This is a genomic window from Methanolobus sp. WCC5 (genome assembly GCF_045690325.1).
In the GTDB taxonomy this organism is placed as follows: domain Archaea; phylum Halobacteriota; class Methanosarcinia; order Methanosarcinales; family Methanosarcinaceae; genus Methanolobus.
The window spans coordinates 1-20,114 of record NZ_CP146981.1 but is presented as its reverse complement, the minus strand read 5'-3'; the positions used below and the strand labels follow the sequence as shown (position 1 = coordinate 20,114).

The window sequence follows — 20,114 nt, the reverse complement described above, 5'->3', positions numbered from 1 at the left end:
AGTTTTGTCTGGTCATTTTGTAGTTAAAACCGATGACAGCACAGGAAAGTAAAAGAGTCTTTGTTTTTATTAATCTCTTTTAAATGTTTCATATAGAAAGCAGTGTCATAAGAGAACTATCTAAAGTTTTTTAGTGGACTGGTCGGGAATTGAACCCGAGGCCTCTACCATGCCAAGGTAGCGATCTTCCCCTGATCTACCAGCCCGGAATAACATGTCATACAGCACATTATCAAACATAAATCTATCGCTGCAAACTTTTATCGTCCATTGTCATTCTGAAATAATTAAGCATAATCATGGTATTTGGAGCGCAATATTAAAGTACCTGTATGCGTATTTGGAGTGTCGCGTGATGAAAGGCGTTACGCGAAGCAGAAGCAATGTGGGCCCGTAGCTTAGCTAGGTGGAGCGCACGGCTGATAACCGTGAGGCCCTGAGTTCGAATCTCAGCGGGCCCACATTTGACCATCATTGTCATCATAGTATTGATATCATTACTTTTCTACCAGCATTTTAACCAGGCATGAGACATATCCAACTCCGGTTTTACATAGGGTTTGTTTCTCAGTATTCTATTATTCACCTGCGGTTTGAACAGACTGCCTTAAAGGACACTCAAAAATAGATATTCCTGTTAACTGAATGGTGAATAATATATCATAAAAAATAGATGTTGCAGACTTACTATTTTAATATAAAAAATATTAATATATAATAACAACTTATAATAGTTATTGGTATTTACAGAAATTAATCCACAGCAGACATACCAGGGATAAATTCCTACCTGACACATTCAATGGATCATCACCCCTATGTCATGCACAAAAACACAAGAAGTCCGAACAAAACGAAATCAATTACAATGATCCGGTGATTTTATGAGAGAGAAAAAACCCAGCGGCATGAGTGAAAAAGAATATGAGATCGTAGAGTTGCTCAGGAAATTAGACATGAACAGACCTGTGGCTCTAACTCTGGCCTGTCTTTCAGGTGGTGAGGAGATCACGTCCCGCGAGATAGAGAAATGCTCCAATCTCAGGCAACCTGAAGTCAGCATAGCAATGAGATACCTTAAAGACAACAACTGGGTAGATATAAGGGAAGAGAAGAAAACCGAAGGAAAGGGAAGGCCCGTAAAACTCTACAGGCTTGTCACACCACTGGATGAAATCGTTCAGAACATTGAGCAAAAAATACTGCTTGAAAGCAAATACGTGCTCAACAATATCGAAAAGCTTAAAAGGCTGGCATAACACTGTTTATTATTTGCTGCTGAGGTAGCAAAACCTTTTTTTTACCAGGGGAATTATATTATCTTTAAGGCATTAATTAACCCTATCGAAGATTTTAAGTCATTGAGGAATGTTGATAAACATCTTATCCCAGTCACACTAATGGAGTTAATCTTTTGAGCACTATAAGCGAAAAAATATTCAGCCGCGCTTCCGGCAAAAAAGCCCTAGCAAATGATTTTGTGATAGCAGATGTAGATTTTGCCATGGCACATGATGGTACAAGTGTCCTGGCTGTAAGGGCTTTCAGGGAAATGGAGCAGGAAAGGGTATGGAATCCTGAAAGAATAGTGATCCCATTTGACCATCTGACACCCGCTAATACCGATACCACTGCAGCATTGCAACATGATATTCGTGAATGGATCAAAGACCAGCATATAAAGAACTTCTATGATATCGGAGAAGGCATATGTCACCAGTTACTTCCTGAGAACGGATTTGCCCTTCCGGGCAAACTTATTGTGGGTGCTGACTCACATTCCTGCACTTACGGGGCATTCGGAGCTTTCGGGACAGGAGTTGGTGCTACCGACATGGCAGAGATATTCGCATCCGGGAAGCTATGGTTCAAAGTGCCTGAAAGTATCAGAATAAATGCAGAAGGCAAATTCAGCAATGGAGTATATGCAAAGGACCTTACACTGAAAATAATCGGAAACCTTGGTGTGGCCGGTGCAACATACAAAGCTGCCGAGTTCTATGGAAGCACCATCGATTCCATGTCCATGTCAGGCAGAATGACCCTCAGCAACATGGCAATTGAAATGGGGGCAAAGGCCGGGATAGTTCCTCCTGACAGCACTACTATGGAATTCCTGGAAAGAATTGCAGTTGAGGAATATGAACCAGTATATGCTGATGACAATGCAATATATTCAGAAGAATATAACTTTGATACAAATGAACTTGAACCCCAGATTGCCTGTCCCCATCAGGTCGATAACGTGCATGACATATCTGATGTCAAACCAGTAAAACTTGACCAGGCATTCATCGGGACCTGCACCAACGGCAGACTGGAAGATATGGAGATTGCAGCATCCATCCTCAAAGGGGAAAAGGTTGCCATCAGGACAATTGTAGTGCCTGCCTCCCGCACAGTGCTGCTTGAAGCGGTCAGGAAAGGGATTGTCGAAGATCTCCTGGAGGCCGGCGTGACAATCGGTTCCCCTGGATGCGGACCATGTCTTGGAGGACACATGGGAGTCATTGGAAAAGGTGAAACATGCATATCAACAGCCAACCGGAACTTCAAAGGAAGAATGGGCGTCGGTGGCTTCATTTATCTTGCATCCCCCGCAACTGCCGCTGCCTCTGCGCTTACAGGGGAGATCAGCGATCCCCGCGATACATGAGGATACAAATTAAATTCATGAGAACATTAAGGGAAATAACAGACAGAGATAAGAGCTAGACATATATCAGGAGTTTATATCAATGGAACTAGACAGACCAAAACTTGAGCATCTTATAGAGCACTGGATAGAGCACAATGAAAGCCATAGCAAAAGCTTTACCGAATGGGCTGGGAAAATAGAGGCATCCGGCTATAAGGAAATAGCTTCTGATATCAGGATGGCTGCAGTCAAAATGGATGAATGTTCAAAATTGCTGGAAAATGCAAAACAGAAACTTGAATAATATCCCGGTTAATATTGAGGATTCCCTGTGAACTGTACATTGACAAGGATTGCTGTTTACACAGCTGTTCTTACATGTTTCCTTTTATTAAGTCCAGGAGTTGCAGCAGCATTTGCAGGTGTAAGCATAGTTCCGGCTGCACATGAAGTACTTCCGGGGGAAGAGTTTTCGTTGCAGATTCACGTAAGACCACATACGCCAATCTCCGGCTTACAACTGGACCTTATGTATGACAGTTCACTTGTAATGATCAGCAGTATAGAAGAAGGAGACCTTTTTACCGGCACTGGCTCACCGGTAATGTTCAGACCCGGGAATTACGATACTGAGGACCAGATATCAGAGATATTCAGTGTGATCATGAAAGAAGGCAATGCCGTAAACGATGGCATCTTTTGTAACGTCAACGTCAAAGCCGGACCTGAAAGCGGAATATGCCAGTTCAGGATCGTTAACCTCATAATAAGTGATGAGCAGGGTAACTCTCTGCCTTCAGCCAGCTCAGGTTCGACAATCAAGATAACAGGAACTGCAGGCTCAGCCAATGAGAATAGAATAGTAACCGATAAAGATGATAAAAAACTCAACGTCGTTTCACCTGAAAGGAAAAACAAAGAAGATGGGTTGGCAAGCATAAGAGATGATGCTGAAGAGACATACACAGGTGAAACTGAAGTTGCCTTTGTGAACAGTGAAATTACAAAAACGATCATACTTCTTTTAACCGCAACGGGATTTTTAGCAATTGCTTACTTCATTGACAGGAAAAAACAGAAAAATAAGAAAGGGCTGTAATCCCTTTGTAGCATCGGTTTTTAGAGATACGTAGTTATTATCTACCCAGTTGGGCATGTGCCTTTGCAAGATGACCGGCTGCCTGTGCCCCCACCAGGGATATCTCACCTGCCAAAACCGCGGAAGCAATTATCTCTGCAAGTTTTTTGGAATTTGACCCTGGAGGGGTTCCGGAGCCGCTCACCCCCAGAAGCCTCAGGCAATCGCGCTGGGTACCCAGGTTAGTTCCACCGCCCACAGTACCTACAGCCATTGCAGGAATGGTCACAGAACAATAGATATCCCCATAACGGGTCAGTTCCATTGTGGTAATAGTGCTGCTACCTTCGACAACATGAGCCGGGTCCTGCCCGCAGGCAATGTACATTGCAGCTATGATGTTTGCAGCATGTGCATTATACCCAAGAGAGCCTGCTCGTGCAGAACCCAGGAGATTCTTGCGATAGTTTACATCAACCATGGTTTCAGGTTTGCATTTCAAACGCTCCTCTACCAGCGTTGCAGGTATCGTCACATCTGCTATCACTGTCTTCCCCCTGCCAAGGATGGTGTTGATAGCTGCAGGCTTTTTGTCAACGCACATATTTCCCGAGATGGAGACGGGGATGGCACCAAATTCATCCTCAATGAGACCCAGCACAGAATCCGTGGCAATTGTTACCATATTCATTCCCATGGCATCTTTGGTATCATAGGAAAAACGTACATGGACCGTATTGCCTGTGACAAAGGCCTGCACATCCACAAGTTCACCGAAACGTGTTGTTCCGGATGCCTTTTCCTTCATGCGGGAAAGAACTGCAGGATCCTGCAGCCATTCTGTAAATTCCTTCGCACGGATTACATTCTCAAGTCTGAATACAGGAGCCCGGGTCATCAGGTCACGGAATATGCGGGCATTTGCACCACCACAGCGTGTAATAACAGAACATCCCCTGTTCACACTGGCAACGAGGGCACCCTCTGTAGTAGCCAGTGGTAATTGGAAACTGCCTTCTGCGAACTCACCGTTCACTTTCAAAGGTCCTGCTATGCCCAGAGGAACCTGGATGATACCGATCATATTCTCGATGTTCCTTTTGCTGGCATCCTCTACATCTATAGAAAAGTTCTGTATGTGATCAAAATCAAATCCTCCGGTCTCTTCCAGGGCAAACCTTCTTATCATGACTGCTGTTCTTTTATCTGTCATGCTGTCCAGCTTGTGAAGAGATATCCTGCCGGCTAGCACCCCATCCAGCAATTCTTTTTTCTCCCTGTTCAAATCCTTTCTTGATGTCATACTAATCTCCCGCGAATCAGACAAACAGCATCCTGTAGCTTTTTCATAAGTGAAGTGTTAGCCCCAATAATACAAATAGTTCACGCCTAATTGTTTTTTGCATGGGATGCAACAAACATTCCAGCCGAACAAAATAAAATACGTGATTTTTTATATTAGGATAGCATAATTAACCATGTCCTAAAAAGTATAAAGGATAAACATCATATGCTTTTTACGAAAACATACTTATGCCTATATGATCAAGAAGTTTGGGAATACAAATCATACATTTTAGATATTAACAGGTGGTTTATATGACAGATGCCAACCCGTCAGAGCGAGTTAATTCCGGGATATCCGGACTGGATGAAATGTTACGTGGTGGATTTTTCAAAGGAACTGCAAATGTAGTATCAGGAGATTCTGGTACAGGTAAAACCATATTCGGTACGCAGTTCATAGTAGAGGGAGCAAAGAAAGGCGAAAAGGTAATGTGCATAATCACTTCAGAGGAGTCAAAATCCATAGTAAAGGAAATGAAGACTTCCTTTAACTGGAACCTTGAGGAATATGTTGAGCAAGGACTCCTTACTTTTGTCGACATCACAGACCCAAGTCTGCGTCTTCAGAAAAGTGTGGAAATTGCACCATCAGAACTTATCAAGAGCTTCAAGAAACTGGTTGAAAGCAAAATAGAGGACATCCAGCCAACACGCATCTTCATTGACTCCATTGAAGCCTTATTCCTGGCAATAGAATCTAACTACAAATTAAGAACGCTCATAGATGACGTTTTCAGTGTTTTCCGCAAACATAACGTAACATCTGTGATAACTGTCGGGGCAATGTTCGGACTCGATGAGATGGTTGAGTATGGTGCTGATTCTGTCATCAAGCTGGGCCGCATAATCGCAGGGAACAACCTTCAGCGCTCGATCTACATCATGAAGATGAGAGGATCCGGAACAATAAACGAAGTCCGTGTGCTTAATATATCGGACAACGGCATGTCAGTGCTGGCACAATCACCATTCCTGGAATAACGTGGCAAAACCAGCCACTTATCCCATTTGATATTCAGCTTTTTTTGGATGTTATTTAATCCGGTCAGAACAAATACCATTCAGTATCATTTACGTTGTTGCCTGTTCTTTCATGGCCGCCGGGAACATCCCTTTTAGCGTGCAAGCCGGTTTTTGATGCAATTGCATCGGAAAGATCCTGAAGATAATTTCTCTGGTTCAAACTACCATAGATGAATTTCTTTTCCGGTTGTACATGTGCATTGATGGTTTCTTCTTTCGGGACAATCGTCACCTCGATCCCGGACATTTCAACTGCCAGTTCCATTGCCTTTCTGAAATCCCCTATGCAGTAAGCAATGCGATGCTTATAATTTTCCCTGGTCTTTATGAGATATTGCCAAAGCCTCTCGCTTTCCATCCTGATGAAATCCCTTTTTATTTTAGCCACATTGCATTTTCCAAGCATGAAATGGTAATCCATGAAAGGATACTCGGTATCCAGCTCCCGGGGAGTTATCCCGCATGTCCCAAAAACAACAACATGAACCTGTTCAGGCATGAGGAGACCAAAAATGACCTTATCGAAGATCTGATGTGAGGGACTTTCATGATAAGGCTTTTTCTTTGCACATGGAACAAAGATACAGAAATCCCTAACTGGAGCTTCGTATTCTGAAAGTATCCACTCGTTTGCACGTATCATATCAGGATGATATATAACCTCATCCGTGTCCAGCGGGAGACTGGAACGCTCGTCTTCAGGTATTATTGTCAAGGAAAGGGAAATTCTGGCAAACTATATATATAATTGACGCAATCTTTAATCGGTTTTGTGCGAATTGTACACTCATACTTATCAAATTTATTTAATAAATTGGAGAAAACATGGCAAGTTCTATTCCTGAAATGCTAAGAGCCGAGTGTAAATGTGAAGACATGGCAAAATGTGTACTTGGACTTAAAGAGCTTGATATCAATACATACAAGATATTACTTGAGAACGGTGCTATGACTGCAGAAAGACTTGGAGAGCTACTTGGTCGCGAAAGGAGTACTGCATATCGCTCATTGCAAAACCTAATATCCTCAGGTCTTGTATACAGGGAGACCAGATCAATCTCGATCGGTGGATACTATTACGAATATGTTGCCATTGAACCCACCGTGGTAAAAGAGATGATAAAGAAGACGATAGACCAGTGGTATAAGAAAATGAACGATCTTATTGAGAACTTCGATAAGGAACTGCTGGCTTAGACCAAATTAAAGCATCCGAATTCAAAAACACTGATAAGGAAGGTTTTTTCCCCATCAGGCACATCAACTGTGTATACTTCCCGACGGACATATATCGCATCCTTTTTTTGATCAGGTGCTTATCTTCCGGAACAGGTAAGAGCCCAGCATCACCATTATTACTGTGAATCCGGAAAGGACCACAAAACTGAGCAGAGGATCGACCTGGGATGTTCCAAGAAGGCCATACCTTATACCTTCAACTCCGTAGGTCAAAGGATCCAGCAATGTAAGGAACCTTACCCATGAAGGGAGGCTATCAATTGGAAAAAGAGCACCTGATAATCCGAATATAGGGAAGATCACAAAATTCATGATCAGCTGAAAACCATGCATGTCATCCATCCTTGAAGCGATGGCTATTCCGAATGCTGTGAAGGATATCCCTATGAGTGTCATGAACACAATGGCTATTGCAAATCCGGGAATACTGTTTATCCTAAGGCCCATTAACAGAGACAGGACCAATATTATGAGTCCCTGTATGACTGCTGTGGTGGCTCCGCCAAATGTCTGCCCCAGCATTATCTCAAGTCTTGACACAGGGGCCACAAGCGTCTCCTTCAGGAACCCGAACTGCTTGTCCCATATGACCTGTATGCCTGCGAACACCGAAGTGAAAAGAACGCTCATGGAAATTATCCCGGGGATTATGAAGCCTATGTAACCCTGCCCCATACCCGGCAGGACAACTACGGAATTAAGACCAAATCCAAGTACAATCAGAAGGAACATAGGCATGCCAAGGCTACCTAAAAGCCTGCTTTTTGAGCGGATATAGCGCTTTATATTCCTTAACCATATGGTATAAATGATGTCCATCCTGTTACCTCCTTATCCGTCTCATCATGCGCATCTGCTCTTTACCGGAGGCTTCCTCTTCCCTGATAGTCCTGCCTGTAAAGTGAAGGAACACATCTTCAAGAGTGGGTTTATGGATGGATATGGAATCTATAGGAATATTCCTTTCATATGCCATGTTGACGATCATTGCAACATGTTTTTCAGCATTCTTTAATCCAATGGTGAGAGAAGAATCATGCATTTCGATATTCCTGATACCGGGCAAAGAGCTTAGAACCGAGCATAGCTTATCCCTTTCAGGAGAGACTATGTTTATAACATCACCACCAATATCATTTTTTAGTTTTTCCGAGGTATCCAGGGCTATTATACTACCTTTGTCTATAATGGCAATGCGATGGCAGAGTTTGTCTGCTTCTTCCATATAGTGCGTTGTGAGGATAATAGTGATGCCTTTTTCGCGGCTCAGTTTCTCTATATAATCCCACAGATGGTTCCTTGTCTGCGGATCAAGGCCCAGGGTCGGTTCGTCAAGGAACAGTACTTTAGGTTCATGCAGCAAGCCCCTTGCAATCTCAAGGCGACGCCTCATACCACCTGAGTAGGTCTTTACAAGATTGTCTTTTTTATCTGCCAGCTCTACAAGCTCAAGAAGTCTGATTATCCTTTTTTGCCTTATCCCTTTGGGAAGACGGTAAAGCCTGCCATGGAAATCCATATTCTCATATGCGGTCAGTTCCTCATCAAGGCTCTGGTCCTGGAATACTATCCCTATGGACCTGCGAACCTCATCTTCGCTTTTCATTATATCATATCCATTAACAGAGGCTTTTCCGGAACTTGGTTTGAGCATTGTGGACAGCATGGACATCGTAGTAGTCTTCCCGGCACCGTTGGGACCCAGCAGACCGAATACCTCACCTTGGTCTATGTTAAAAGAAAGACCATTTACGGCAGTAAAGTTGCCAAATTCTTTAGTCAGGTTCTCAACTGTAATTGCAAACATTTTTCATACCCCTATGCCTTCAAAGAGAATATCGACCCTATCTGACATATCCCTGGAAAAAGAGTATTCGGCATCAGAATGCAGCCATGTGATAAGCGAATGGAAATAGATAGCATTCAGGGTATCTGATGCGACCATCATATCAAGATCCTGTCTTATCTCGCCCTTTTCAACACCTTCATGCAGAAGTTCGCAAAGTATGCTGGCAAATCCGTGGTGCTTATGCCCGTTGCCAGAGGCTCTTTGCCTGGAAGTGATCATTAATTTCCTGTGTTCAAAGAAAAGTAACCTGACAAGCTCCCGGTCTTTTTCATAGTTCTGTGCAAGCAGGAAAAGGAAGTTCTTTATTTTTTCTTTTACAGGCACATTCAATGCTACCTGGGACTGCAGGATGTTTATTATCAACTCTTCTTTCTGCTGTCTGAAATAGAAGAGGAGTGATTCTTTTGTCGGGAAATAATTGAAGAACGTACCCTTGGCTATACCTGCTTCCTTTGTGATCTCATCAACCGTTGTGTTCTCAAAACCCTTTTCCTTAAAGAGCCGTGTGGATACATCAAATATCCGGTTTCTGGTTTCATGTTTCTTTTTTTCACGCAGGGACATAATGCCTCTTTTACAGGAACGATATAAACTGACAGATAAACAAAAGTGACCGGGGTCATTAATGACTTGAGTCATATTTAAGTATTTTGAATCAGACAATATCATACCACAGGACTCCGGGAAAGGAACGGAAAATCCAAAAATTACAGAGATGAGAAAATGGAAGGACATCCACTAAAAATAATACAGGAAAAAGATAAAGACCTGTTCAGCATACTGGAAGCAACGCATAAATGTGCGCTTTCTGAAGGCAGCATACCTTTGAAATACAAGTTACTCATTGCGCTGGCCCTTGATGCAAGCCATGGTGCAGTAGAAGGGGTTAAGGCACTTGCAATGCAGGCAATGGAAGAAGGAGCTACAAAAGAAGAGATAATGGAAGCAGTGCGCATAGCAAACTTCATTTGTGGGGTCGGAAGTGTTTACACAGCAGCCAATGCACTAAGGGATAGCCTGTAAGCCTGAACCTTATATGAGAAAAGAAAAGGCACAATATGAGCCGCAAATAATGGTGAAGGGACAATAACGACAGCCTGTGGTGCCAGGTCCGGCAAAGACCCTTCATCTTACTTCATTCATACATAACATACCCTGCATACAAAAACATGTAATACAGGTCATATGCAGTATTATCAGTATGTAATATTATGTATTGAAGACATACACCGATCAGTCACCATCTGAACATTAGTATGAAGCGTATTACTCATTCATACACCCTGCATACCACTGATCATATCATGTGTTTCACGCATTACCGGCCGGGCAGGACCAAATAAGCATCAGTAACTTCCACGACATCCATGAATGGTTTTCGCATATGCCCACGGATACTTCAACATAACCGGAAGATTTTGTTTTTAATGCACTACTTTTGAAATAGACATAAAAACATATGTTTATTAAAATATATATTTAAATTTCTAAGGTAAGTTCACCCAATCAATCAATCAATCAATCAATCAATCAATCAATCAATCAATCAATCAATCAATATCCAGATTTAGAATATATTCCTGTGAATTCTGCCATGAAAGTAATGAATATGGAAGACATGTATACCCACATGAAAATGACAAGTATGGAGCCTATTGTGCCGTAAACAGTGGTTAAATTGCTGTATGAAAGATACAAGCCCATGAGATACTTGCCAATGGTTAACAGTATTACGGTTAACATCGAACCGATAAAAACATATTTTAATCCAATGGTCGCTTCGGGCAATACCCTATAAAGATACATGAAAAACAAAATGAGAGTGATGAAACTTATAGCAAGACTTGCATACCTGACAGCATCGATAGGTAATGAAAGGGTTGTTTTGAGGTTTTCAGATATAGCAAAGAAGACGATTTCAAAAAGAGTGCTTACAGCTACAAGTATCCCAAATACAAGAGCCGCTACCAGGGATGACATCTTTTTGCGCACAAATCCCTGAAGCCAGCTTTTAGCAGAACTTTCCAGACCCCACATCTTATTTATCATCTTTTGAAGCTGAAAGAAAATATTACCTGCGCTCCACAAGTAGATAGCAAAGCTGAATAATATGCCCAAACTAGATGAACCATCCACCGAAAGCTGAGTGAAAAGAGTGTGCAACGCCTTAATAACAACATCATCTGCAAAGACCGATACATCCGTGATAATAGCTGCCTCGAGAATCTGCGGTTTCAGGAAGGCACTGCCTAAAAAAAGAGTAAAGAGAATAAGGGAAGGCAGACCTATCACTGCATGAAAGGAAAGTGCTGCGCTATTGGTGATACCATCATCCTCTACCCACTTATCAAATGTCTTGCGAAAAAGACCGATATATTCCGATATCATCAATTAAAGCATATTACCCGATAGGATATAGTTATTATCGGATTGTTGGGTCACAACAATAATATAGATAAAATAATATTAAGTTTAAATACCAGGAATAATAATGAGAGAAGTAATGAAACATTCCAGCAAAATGCTGCAGGCACTTCTGGTACTTGGTGTGCTTGCAATTGTACTTGTTTATGCTCTTTATCCCTACATCAATGCATTTTTCGGGGCATTCATCCTTTATGTGGTATTCAAGCCCTTATATACCTACATGACAGGCCGAATGAGCATTAACAGGAGCTTTGCAGCAGTTACCATCATTATTCTGACGATCGTTCTTATATTGATACCCCTGTACATACTTCTGACCATTGTGATCTTCCAGATACAAAGCATACTTTTTGATACCGGAACCTTGCTTGAATATCTGAACCTGGTAAGCACCTATGCCAGCCAGCTGCCACTTGAGAGGTTGCCAGTGGATATAAATGTAGGTGAAAAGATAACAGAGGTCGTTTCTGCAGCTGCCAATTTCTTCAGCATAATGCTATTGAATGCGATCCAAAGCCTGGGACAGCGCCTGATAGAGTTTGTTATAATGTATTTCCTTTTGTACTATCTTTTCACAGGCACAAGTACCATGAATTCTGCCAAGCTTCAGGAAATAGTCCCCTTCAGCAAAAAGAACACGATCATCCTGTTGAATGAATTCAAATCCATAGTTAATGCTACACTTATAAGTTCCGGCATCATAGCCATGGTACAGGGAACATTACTTACCATAACTTTCCTGCTGCTTGGAGTTGAAGGTGCTTTCCTATGGGGCTTTATTGCTGCTATCCTTTCCTTTCTTCCTGTAGTCGGAGCCACAATGATCTGGGGCCCTGCAGTTGTGATCCAGTTGATCCAGCAGGATTATTTCACGGCACTTGGGATCCTTATAGGAGGAGTCATACTCAGCTCCATAGATAACTTCCTCAGACCCATGATACAGAACAAAGTAGGACGCATCCACCCGCTTGAAACCCTTATAGGAGTTATAATCGGAATCAATCTGTTCGGGCTGCTGGGAATCTTCATCGGCCCCATGCTAATTTCATATGTGACCCTGATGGCAAGGATGTTCAATGAAGAATATCTGGCTGAAGATAAGGACAAAGATACAGAAATGACATAACTGGCTGATTATACTTGCCCAGATAAAGATAATTTTATATAAAATAACACGGCAATCAGATGCTTATTGTGTATGCATAGAAAGAGGAACAATAACAAGACAACAGGCAGCAAAACAGGAAGTGATTGCAAATGCCTTCAAGAGAACAAATCATTGAAAATGCAAGGGAAGCGGTTCTTAACCTTAATGAGATCCTGGCACAGGATGTCGCGCATGATGCCCTTGAATCAGGAATAGACCCTGAAGATGTGATCGAATACGGATTCAATGCTGCAATGATAACCATAGGAGACCTGTTCAACCAAGGAAAAGTCTTCCTCCCTCATATGATCGCAGCTTCTGAGGCAATGAATGCCGGCATAAGGGTGCTTGTACCCGAAAATCAGGAGAATCATCATATGGGCAATGTTAAAGGTACTGTGCTTATCGGAACAATAGAAGGAGACATCCATTCCATAGGCAAGGATATTGTTGCAACTTCGCTTCGGATAGATGGATATGAAGTATTGACCTAGGCGTGGATGTACCTGTTGAAGCTTTTGTTATAATGGCAATAGAACTATGCCCTGACGTTGTGGCTACTTCCGCACTGATGACCATCACGATGACAAACCAGATGGTACTTGAAAAAAGGCTGCATGAAGCAGGTATTCGCAATAAAATGAAAACCATGATTGGAGGAAGGCCTGTGACAGAAGCATGGGCAAAGAGGATCGGAGCCGACATATATAGTGCTAATGCAAAGGATGCGGTGGAAAAACTTAATGCTTCCTTGAGCATAGAAAAAGATGATAAAGATCCCAATGAGAATGGCAGGCAAAGTGAGATCAACGTTAATGAAGGCCTTTGCTGTAAAAGCACATAGTGAAGTTTACCAGCAGGCCTTCTATTGAGAAAACATGCCTGAAAAAGAATTGCAAAGCCCGCTATTCCCCTGGATCAAAATACATGTAAACATGCTGAAGATCAGAACGTGGACACAAGACCCTTTTTTTTAAAAGATGATACAAGGAGCAGGCCTGAGAAAATCATCCACGTCCTTTTCATTGATACGTTTTTACTTCAGCTTTTTTCCGATGAACACATCGTACCACCAAGCGGTCAACACAATCAGGTCATTAGATTGTATGACTACAACACCCAGTTAAGTTTAGTAATATATAAACATATCTACACGATAGAATATAATGAGACTCATCATTATGAGATAACGAATTTTGAATATCAATCAATTGTAAAAAGAAGATTAAATTTAAGTAAACAAACTAAAATGAAGTATAGAGGTGTGGCGCCTGCCTGTCTGTTTGGGAGAAGGAAGGAAGTTGAGTACTATCATCATTACATTTAAAGCCCGTCTTCATCCTGCTTGTATTGTACAATACGGTCATAAACACTCTGGGAAACTTCGGAGTATTCGTTTATCTCCTTTCTGTGTTCCCATACGGCACCTCAAGGAGTGCGATTCCTGCATTTCTAGAAAAATCTTTGAAGATGTTGAGACGGTTCTCTTGTAGGAGCCGTGTATGTGGAGAGATTATACAGTGGAGCATTTTTGGACAAGTGCAAATATATCCGTGTTTGAAGGCCTGAATGCCAGGTGAACGATTTGCCCATTCGGGCCAAGCGTTTCTATCTCCTCTTTTGAACTTACAACTCTTATTTTTATCTACATTTACTTATAATATTCAAGTAAACTACAGTAAATTGTGATGATGTTTTGAATATATTTGCATTTGTTGTATATACAGTATTACATGGAAATAACAGTTTACTAACTGTAGAACACGAGTATTTCTTGTGGAGAAGTGCAATCTTAGCACTGAAGGTAGGCGATTATAATATGATAATGCATATAATATTTTTAGTAATTGATTACATATATAGCGAAGTGTTTATATGTTAACGGCGTTAACTAGGTTTAGATGAGGTGTGCGTTCTAATTTTACCACCCCAAGCCAACTTCCTCCTTTCGCACACCTCTTATATGTATATTATATGTAGGAAACCTGCGGAAGCTTTTGTAAACTATTTTTTGTCCTCTACTTGGTGTGTCTGTGAAATCATGAACACCTCATGTGCATTACATGGACGCGGGAAGGGCAGCGATGAGCTATGGATTTTTTGTGGATAATATGCACATGCTGAGGGATTTCACAAGTTGTAAGGGAAGCTATTGTAATTTTTTTTACGAGAAATTGCCATGACTATAAGGTGATTACAAGAGTGCAGTAGAGTCTTTAGATAAAATCAAGTATACAACCAAGTCTTCTGAGAATTTAGTAGCTTTCAAGTTCGACAGCAAATAAGAGCTGCAACATCATTCCACAATCACAAAACAGTCGTCTTTACAACCATCTCTTCCACCCTGTAGAAGTATTCTTGCACAAATTCAACTTCTCCATCCGGGTGAATTTTCCTGTTCATCTGACTCTTGATAGGCCTAACACAAAGTTCGACCAGCTCTTCCACCAGATGCTGCGGTAGTACAACGAACAGGTCATCAGCTCTATACTCACGCATCAGGTCGATAACATCTCTTGCTCACAACACCGGCCTTGGGTGTATCAACACATCGTATTCTCCGAATATCCTCCTAAGGTCCTCATGCTGAACCGGCAGAGGATCATGGCGGCATAGCCATAGTAGTCTCATGCTATTGTTATTCAGTGTATCACCTCTAAATCTCAATTATGAACTATATTCTTAAGAAATTCTATCAATGTCAATTGAAACTTGTACATTTATGGTCTCAACTACTACATGCTAGTTTTTCAAAAAGGGTAGTTATAACAATATATAAATATAATTAGCTTCGAACTGCTGTTATGCCAGACATACCAAGACTATTGAGCTACATCGGACGTTTCTCATTGCTTCACGTGATAATTTACAGTTTATTTGCCTACATTTTTTTAAGCGTTCTAAACATATTCCCCGAATCCTGGAAGATAGCTCTTGAATTTTTCGAACCTTATAGATATCCTGCTCCCTTGGTAATATTATCCCAATTTATTCGGGGGATACTGCTAGCCATAATAATCTATCCTTTTTACGAAACCATTGTTAAAGGTAAACATGGCCTGCTTGCTCTCTTTGTAACTTTGTGGGGGCTTGGACTACTAGCGTCAGTGGAGCCTATGCCAGGATCCATAGAAGGGATGATCTATACACAGACCAGTTTCATCGAACATTTAATCGTACTTATTGCAGTGGCAATTCAGTCACTGATTTTTTGTATAATTTTCCTTCAGTGGGAGAGAAGCGGCAACATCAGAGAAAGTGTACAGATACAAGGCTTACAACTAAAAGACGCACTGAAACGGGGTTATATAAAGCGTTTCACTCTTATCCATATTATCACTTACTGGATCATCGGGATGACCTTCTATCAATTACAAGGATACGAGGAAGCCTTAGCTACTATGGAAGTATTTGAACTATATCGTCCCCTGGAAAGTTTCTTCATGGTTGCGGTAGTGTTTTTAGGGCAGATTGTGCGTGGTATCATCCTTGCACTGCTGATATATCCTTTCTACATAACCTTTAGAGAACAACAGCATGGTTGGCTGTTATTATTTGGACTTTTATGGTTCATCACTGGTATAGGGTCAGTGTTCTTTACACCAGAGTTGCTGGGATCAATAATTACAGGAGAAGGACTTGGAGAATTATTGCATGAAATGAGGATCGGAATTCCTGAGATCACCACACAGATGCTGCTATTTTCATGGTTGTTCTGCAAATACGATAGAAGGAACTCATAGGGCAGAGAATGATGCGATTGTGATAATGGTACTTATACGCAAGAACACATGTAAGATTATGCTCTTGCAGCATCTCTCTTTTATGTGCTCTTTTCTTTTTTCAATCGTTTTTCAGATATCCAACACACAGGAAAGAGGTACAAAATTCTAATTTTCAATGTTCCATGAAATTACTACGGTTTAACTAATTATGAAAATCATCTTCAGCAAGGGTGATCTACTTCCATCTGTCCAGCAATTCCCGAAGTGCTTTCAATGTGATAGGTTTAGAGAGATAATCATCCATCCCGGCTTCAATGAATCGTTCCCTGTCACCTTGCATTGCATGTGCAGTCAATGCAATTATTGGTATGTTCCTATTGATCACCCTGGATTCTGGACTCCTGATTTGCCTTGTAGCTTCCATACCATCCATCTCAGGCATTTGCACATCCATAAGCACCAGATCATAAGACCGTGTTTCAAGAGCTTTTATTGCTTCCATGCCATTGTTAACAGCATTGACATTAAACCCAAGTTTCATCAGCATTTCCTGAGCTACTTTTTGGTTGTATATGTCGTCCTCGACCAGCAATAGGTTCAACATATGATTGCCACTTTGAAGCAGCGTTGCATTTTCTGAATTTGCTATCTCCACAGTCTGGGATTGTTTGTCCAGCCGTACGGTGAACCAAAACTCAGAACCTTTTTCAACTTCACTGATCACACCGATTTGACCGTCCATCATTTCAGCCAGTTGTTTGGATATTGCCAGGCCCAGACCACTACCACCGAATCTGCGGGTATTAGAAGCATCTGCCTGAGTGAATTTCTCAAATATCAGGTCTATAGTATCTTCAGAAATACCGATGCCTGTATCAGTTACTTCAAAACGCAGCATTACAGTATCATCCTGCAGTGACTCTATTGAAATGTGAATTGCTACTTCCCCTTCGGTGGTGAATTTGATAGCATTCCCGGTAAGGTTGGTCAGTATCTGGGTCAAACGCCCCGGATCTCCTTTAAGCAATAAGGGCACATCTTCTTCCAGGTCATAGGACAGTTTTATGCCCTTGCTATGTGCACGCAGGCTCATGGTGTCGACGAAATCCTTAAGAAGATCCTGAAGGTTAAAGTCCAGTTTTTCCAGTTCCAGTTTTCCAGCGTCTATCTTAGAGAGGTCAAGTACATCCTCTATCAGATTAAGAAGCGAAGCTCCACTTCTTTGCACTATATCGATATAGTGTCGTTGTGCATCATTCATCTCGGTTTCCAGTAGCAGGTCCGTAAAACCGATTATCGCATTCATAGGTGTGCGGATCTCATGGCTCATGTTAGCAAGGAATTCAGACTTGGCTATATTGGCAGCTTCAGCAGCTTCTTTGGCTTTTAATAGCTCATCCTCCGTCTTTTTGAGTTCAGTGATGTCGTTGTTGACTATTATCGCTCCCAACATCTCTCCTCCATCGTTTAGCACTGGAGCCGTATAATTCAGTATGGTTCTTCTCTTTTGATCAAATGCTTCAATTTCTAAGAGCTCATCCTTTACCGTTATACCTTCTTTGATAGTGCGAGCCAGTGCCCAGTCTTCCGGAAGTATCTCTTCACCTGAAGGGAGTTTCCATGCCTTAAATACTCCATATTCTTTGGAAGAAACAAGTGGTTCAGCTCCCCATATACGCTTTCCCGCAGGATTTCCACGCAGTAGTCTTCCATTATTATCAGCAATCCACAGTCCAATAGGTAAAATATCGAATATGTTGTTTAGCAGTTTTTCACGTTGTATCGATTCTTCTTCTGCCTGCTTATGTTCAGTGATGTCCTGTAGCTGTTCTACTATGAAGATAATCTCACCATCTTCATCCAGTATTGGATTGCTTGTCGCCCTGATGTACTTATCAAGTTCAGGTACATATCTATCTGCAGTTTCAATCTTTCTGCTCTTAAGGGCTTTTTTTGTTTGACAATCTTTGCATTCCTCTCCACGCCCAATTAACTCATAACATTTTTGACCCATCACTTCCTCTGGTGAAATGTTAAGTAGTTCATAACCAGCTTTATTGTATCGCATTATTGTAAGATCAGGGTTCTGAAAAGCTACTGCATCCTGTAATTGATCAAGCATCGCTTCCAGGACATTGGAAGTTTCTCTAAGGTCTTTCTCTGCCTTCTTACGATCTGTTATGTCCCATAAAATACCCTGAAGAAACAATGGCACACCAGTTTCGTCACTTCTGACCCATGTTCTATCATCAACCCAATGTGTGTCACCTTTTTTATCGATCAGCCGATATTCCTGCTTGTATTCCGCCATACCCGCAGCCAGATTCTCCTGAACCTCTTGAGTCACCCTGGGCAGATCATCCGGGTGAATAATATCAGCAAAAAGGATACTTCCTGATGTGAAATCATTTGCTTTATAACCAAAAATATTAGAGACATTTTCTGACACATACCTGACTGGCCAGTTATCTTTCATTTCCCACACAAAGGCACAAGCAGGCGAACAGTTGAAGATGAAACTCAATTCCTCATATTTTTGGAAAGATTCATGCAGTTCTTCTTCTACGATATTACGCTCTTCTTCCCTTCCAATTGCTGAAGCCAAGAGCCCCAGGATCTGTATATCATCCTCACTGATATCCACATCGTCCTGATAGACGACACATAAAGAACCAACAGTTTCATTGCAACACATTACCGGATAACCAATATAGGTCTTCAGGCCATATGATCTTACATTTGGATCTGTTTTTGCATAAGTCGTTTCATCCAGATGACGAAGTATAAAAGGTTCCGATATCCCGAGTTTTATTACGTCATAGCAAATGTGTCCTTGGGGTTTATCCTCTGAAATATACCCTGGTGGCGTATGCCATTGACCAACAGAACATAGCCTATCCCCATTAAGCCGATTATATATTGCGCAAGTGCCACCTAGAAGTTCACCACTAAGAGCTGTCAGAATATCCATATTCGTTTCATAGTCAGTACTGAGACTGATCAGACAATCATTGATCTTTGAAAGTCTTTCACCACTTTTTCTCAGTGTGTTCTCTGTTTTTTTGTGGTCTGTTATATCCTGTAAAACGGTGACAACGGTTTCCTGATCTATCCCGTATACATCGATGATAAAATGTTTCGTTAGGGATGTAAAATATTGTTCAAACCGTGCAGGTTCACCTGTTAGCGCAACTTGTTTTAAAGTTTCTATTAAAGGTGTATCCTTAATGCCCGGGATAACTTCACTGAATTTATTTCCTACAATATCGACAGCATTTAATCCCATATGTTTTGCAAAAGCTTCGTTTACCTCAAGGATCACAGAATCTACAGTTTTTCCATGTTCATCCGGGAGAATTCTGTGGATTGCCATATCTACAAGAGCATTTTCAAAAATATTAAGGTCCTTTTTATAACCCATCCTTTTTTACTCTCCTTTTATGCAATTCATAGACTATTTTTGGCATTATGCAGAAGTATGTTACAAGTGGCTGATATAATAGAAATGTGACATTAATTATATAATAATTTGTTCTTTGGATTTGCCTATGTTGAGAAACACCACCTGTCCATGTGTTTCAGGTGGTTTTCGATGAACATTTGATTCACATTGAGTCCTTTATTCACATTGTCCCATATTC

At 41.4% G+C, this 20,114-nt stretch carries 20 protein-coding genes, 2 tRNA genes and 1 pseudogene; 13 read left to right on the top strand and 10 right to left on the bottom strand.

Annotated elements, in window-relative coordinates:
* Positions 1-134: 134 nt before the first annotated feature.
* A tRNA-Ala gene (locus tag V7O64_RS00115) sits at positions 135-206 on the bottom strand.
* 181 nt (positions 207-387) lie between these two features.
* Here V7O64_RS00115 and V7O64_RS00110 point away from each other — a divergent pair.
* From V7O64_RS00110 to V7O64_RS00090, 5 genes are all read left to right on the top strand, one after another.
* A tRNA-Ile gene (locus V7O64_RS00110) sits at positions 388-461 on the top strand.
* 423 nt (positions 462-884) lie between these two features.
* On the top strand, positions 885-1,259 hold the full coding sequence (locus tag V7O64_RS00105) for a transcriptional regulator (protein WP_407356003.1): 375 nt from the start codon (positions 885-887) through the stop codon (positions 1,257-1,259).
* A gap of 155 nt (positions 1,260-1,414) precedes the next feature.
* Positions 1,415-2,656 carry a 3-isopropylmalate dehydratase large subunit gene (locus V7O64_RS00100; RefSeq protein ID WP_407356002.1) on the top strand — a complete coding sequence of 414 codons (1,242 nt, stop codon included), beginning with the start codon at positions 1,415-1,417 and terminating at the stop codon, positions 2,654-2,656.
* 82 nt (positions 2,657-2,738) lie between these two features.
* Positions 2,739-2,942, top strand: coding sequence for a hypothetical protein (locus V7O64_RS00095; RefSeq protein WP_407356001.1), 204 nt, complete (start codon positions 2,739-2,741; stop codon positions 2,940-2,942).
* A gap of 27 nt (positions 2,943-2,969) precedes the next feature.
* Positions 2,970-3,737, top strand: a complete 768-nt coding sequence (locus tag V7O64_RS00090) for a cohesin domain-containing protein (RefSeq protein WP_407356000.1) — start codon at positions 2,970-2,972, stop codon at positions 3,735-3,737.
* 37 nt (positions 3,738-3,774) lie between these two features.
* On the opposite strand, the gene hmgA is transcribed toward V7O64_RS00090, so the two are convergent.
* Entirely contained in the window at positions 3,775-5,019 is a 1,245-nt protein-coding gene (hmgA, locus tag V7O64_RS00085) for a hydroxymethylglutaryl-CoA reductase (NADPH) (protein ID WP_407355999.1), read from the bottom strand.
* Between the two features lie 296 nt (positions 5,020-5,315).
* Here hmgA and V7O64_RS00080 point away from each other — a divergent pair, with 296 nt between their 5' ends.
* Complete coding sequence (locus V7O64_RS00080) at positions 5,316-6,044, top strand: RAD55 family ATPase (RefSeq protein ID WP_407355998.1); 729 nt, start codon at positions 5,316-5,318, stop codon at positions 6,042-6,044.
* A 64-nt stretch (positions 6,045-6,108) separates the two neighbouring features.
* On the opposite strand, the gene V7O64_RS00075 is transcribed toward V7O64_RS00080, so the two are convergent.
* The gene (locus V7O64_RS00075) at positions 6,109-6,801 is read right to left on the bottom strand and encodes a DUF5591 domain-containing protein (protein ID WP_407355997.1); all 693 of its coding nucleotides are present in this window, start codon (positions 6,799-6,801) and stop codon (positions 6,109-6,111) included.
* Between the two features lie 110 nt (positions 6,802-6,911).
* Here V7O64_RS00075 and V7O64_RS00070 point away from each other — a divergent pair, with 110 nt between their 5' ends.
* Complete coding sequence (locus V7O64_RS00070; RefSeq protein WP_407355996.1) at positions 6,912-7,283, top strand: helix-turn-helix domain-containing protein; 372 nt, start codon at positions 6,912-6,914, stop codon at positions 7,281-7,283.
* 111 nt (positions 7,284-7,394) lie between these two features.
* Here the strand turns inward: V7O64_RS00070 and V7O64_RS00065 are convergent, their stop codons facing one another.
* Genes V7O64_RS00065 through V7O64_RS00055 form a run of 3 tightly spaced genes read right to left on the bottom strand, consistent with a single transcriptional unit; the run spans position 7,395 to position 9,738 of the window.
* A complete protein-coding gene (locus tag V7O64_RS00065; protein WP_407355995.1) occupies positions 7,395-8,144 on the bottom strand; it encodes an ABC transporter permease in 750 nt (249 codons plus the stop codon).
* 4 nt (positions 8,145-8,148) lie between these two features.
* Entirely contained in the window at positions 8,149-9,132 is a 984-nt protein-coding gene (locus V7O64_RS00060; RefSeq protein ID WP_407355994.1) for an ATP-binding cassette domain-containing protein, read from the bottom strand.
* A 3-nt stretch (positions 9,133-9,135) separates the two neighbouring features.
* On the bottom strand, positions 9,136-9,738 hold the full coding sequence (locus V7O64_RS00055; RefSeq protein WP_407355993.1) for a TetR/AcrR family transcriptional regulator: 603 nt from the start codon (positions 9,736-9,738) through the stop codon (positions 9,136-9,138).
* 159 nt (positions 9,739-9,897) lie between these two features.
* Between V7O64_RS00055 and V7O64_RS00050 the strand changes: the two genes are divergently transcribed.
* Positions 9,898-10,197, top strand: coding sequence for a carboxymuconolactone decarboxylase family protein (locus V7O64_RS00050; protein WP_407355992.1), 300 nt, complete (start codon positions 9,898-9,900; stop codon positions 10,195-10,197).
* 531 nt (positions 10,198-10,728) lie between these two features.
* On the opposite strand, the gene V7O64_RS00045 is transcribed toward V7O64_RS00050, so the two are convergent.
* Complete coding sequence (locus tag V7O64_RS00045) at positions 10,729-11,562, bottom strand: YihY/virulence factor BrkB family protein (RefSeq protein WP_407355991.1); 834 nt, start codon at positions 11,560-11,562, stop codon at positions 10,729-10,731.
* Positions 11,563-11,677: 115 nt separating this feature from the next.
* Here V7O64_RS00045 and V7O64_RS00040 point away from each other — a divergent pair, with 115 nt between their 5' ends.
* The 4 genes from V7O64_RS00040 to V7O64_RS00025 all read left to right on the top strand — a co-directional run bounded on the left by V7O64_RS00040 (position 11,678) and on the right by V7O64_RS00025 (position 14,075).
* Positions 11,678-12,727, top strand: a complete 1,050-nt coding sequence (locus V7O64_RS00040) for an AI-2E family transporter (RefSeq protein ID WP_407355990.1) — start codon at positions 11,678-11,680, stop codon at positions 12,725-12,727.
* Between the two features lie 131 nt (positions 12,728-12,858).
* Entirely contained in the window at positions 12,859-13,242 is a 384-nt protein-coding gene (locus tag V7O64_RS00035; protein WP_407355989.1) for a B12-binding domain-containing protein, read from the top strand.
* Between the two features lie 2 nt (positions 13,243-13,244).
* The gene (locus V7O64_RS00030) at positions 13,245-13,592 is read left to right on the top strand and encodes a B12-binding domain-containing protein (RefSeq protein ID WP_407355988.1); all 348 of its coding nucleotides are present in this window, start codon (positions 13,245-13,247) and stop codon (positions 13,590-13,592) included.
* 108 nt (positions 13,593-13,700) lie between these two features.
* A complete protein-coding gene (locus tag V7O64_RS00025) occupies positions 13,701-14,075 on the top strand; it encodes a hypothetical protein (RefSeq protein ID WP_407355987.1) in 375 nt (124 codons plus the stop codon).
* A gap of 11 nt (positions 14,076-14,086) precedes the next feature.
* Here V7O64_RS00025 and V7O64_RS00020 read toward each other — a convergent pair.
* Together V7O64_RS00020 and V7O64_RS00015 are read right to left on the bottom strand one after the other, a co-directional pair.
* A pseudogene (locus tag V7O64_RS00020) lies at positions 14,087-14,393 on the bottom strand (DUF1699 family protein); the annotation flags it as partial.
* Positions 14,394-15,055: 662 nt separating this feature from the next.
* Entirely contained in the window at positions 15,056-15,247 is a 192-nt protein-coding gene (locus tag V7O64_RS00015) for a hypothetical protein (RefSeq protein ID WP_407355986.1), read from the bottom strand.
* A 305-nt stretch (positions 15,248-15,552) separates the two neighbouring features.
* On the opposite strand from V7O64_RS00015, the gene V7O64_RS00010 reads away from it, so the two are divergent.
* Positions 15,553-16,491, top strand: a complete 939-nt coding sequence (locus tag V7O64_RS00010) for a hypothetical protein (RefSeq protein ID WP_407355985.1) — start codon at positions 15,553-15,555, stop codon at positions 16,489-16,491.
* 217 nt (positions 16,492-16,708) lie between these two features.
* Here V7O64_RS00010 and V7O64_RS00005 read toward each other — a convergent pair whose 3' ends face one another.
* Positions 16,709-19,894, bottom strand: coding sequence for a PAS domain S-box protein (locus V7O64_RS00005; RefSeq protein ID WP_407355984.1), 3,186 nt, complete (start codon positions 19,892-19,894; stop codon positions 16,709-16,711).
* Between the last annotated feature and the right edge of the window lie 220 nt (positions 19,895-20,114).

Excerpts from the sequence above, each read along its gene's own strand:
- V7O64_RS00005 (WP_407355984.1), bottom strand. The coding sequence starts at position 19,894 with ATGGGTTATAAAAAGGACCTTAATATTTTTGAAAATGCTCTTGTAGAT.
- V7O64_RS00070 (WP_407355996.1), top strand. The coding sequence starts at position 6,912 with ATGGCAAGTTCTATTCCTGAAATGCTAAGAGCCGAGTGTAAATGTGAA.
- V7O64_RS00035 (WP_407355989.1), top strand. The coding sequence starts at position 12,859 with ATGCCTTCAAGAGAACAAATCATTGAAAATGCAAGGGAAGCGGTTCTT.
- V7O64_RS00010 (WP_407355985.1), top strand. The coding sequence starts at position 15,553 with ATGCCAGACATACCAAGACTATTGAGCTACATCGGACGTTTCTCATTG.
- V7O64_RS00045 (WP_407355991.1), bottom strand. The coding sequence starts at position 11,562 with ATGATATCGGAATATATCGGTCTTTTTCGCAAGACATTTGATAAGTGG.
- V7O64_RS00050 (WP_407355992.1), top strand. The coding sequence starts at position 9,898 with ATGGAAGGACATCCACTAAAAATAATACAGGAAAAAGATAAAGACCTG.
- V7O64_RS00095 (WP_407356001.1), top strand. The coding sequence starts at position 2,739 with ATGGAACTAGACAGACCAAAACTTGAGCATCTTATAGAGCACTGGATA.
- V7O64_RS00065 (WP_407355995.1), bottom strand. The coding sequence starts at position 8,144 with ATGGACATCATTTATACCATATGGTTAAGGAATATAAAGCGCTATATC.
- V7O64_RS00040 (WP_407355990.1), top strand. The coding sequence starts at position 11,678 with ATGAAACATTCCAGCAAAATGCTGCAGGCACTTCTGGTACTTGGTGTG.
- V7O64_RS00055 (WP_407355993.1), bottom strand. The coding sequence starts at position 9,738 with ATGTCCCTGCGTGAAAAAAAGAAACATGAAACCAGAAACCGGATATTT.
- V7O64_RS00105 (WP_407356003.1), top strand. The coding sequence starts at position 885 with ATGAGAGAGAAAAAACCCAGCGGCATGAGTGAAAAAGAATATGAGATC.
- V7O64_RS00080 (WP_407355998.1), top strand. The coding sequence starts at position 5,316 with ATGACAGATGCCAACCCGTCAGAGCGAGTTAATTCCGGGATATCCGGA.
- V7O64_RS00060 (WP_407355994.1), bottom strand. The coding sequence starts at position 9,132 with ATGTTTGCAATTACAGTTGAGAACCTGACTAAAGAATTTGGCAACTTT.
- V7O64_RS00015 (WP_407355986.1), bottom strand. The coding sequence starts at position 15,247 with ATGCGTGAGTATAGAGCTGATGACCTGTTCGTTGTACTACCGCAGCAT.
- hmgA (WP_407355999.1), bottom strand. The coding sequence starts at position 5,019 with ATGACATCAAGAAAGGATTTGAACAGGGAGAAAAAAGAATTGCTGGAT.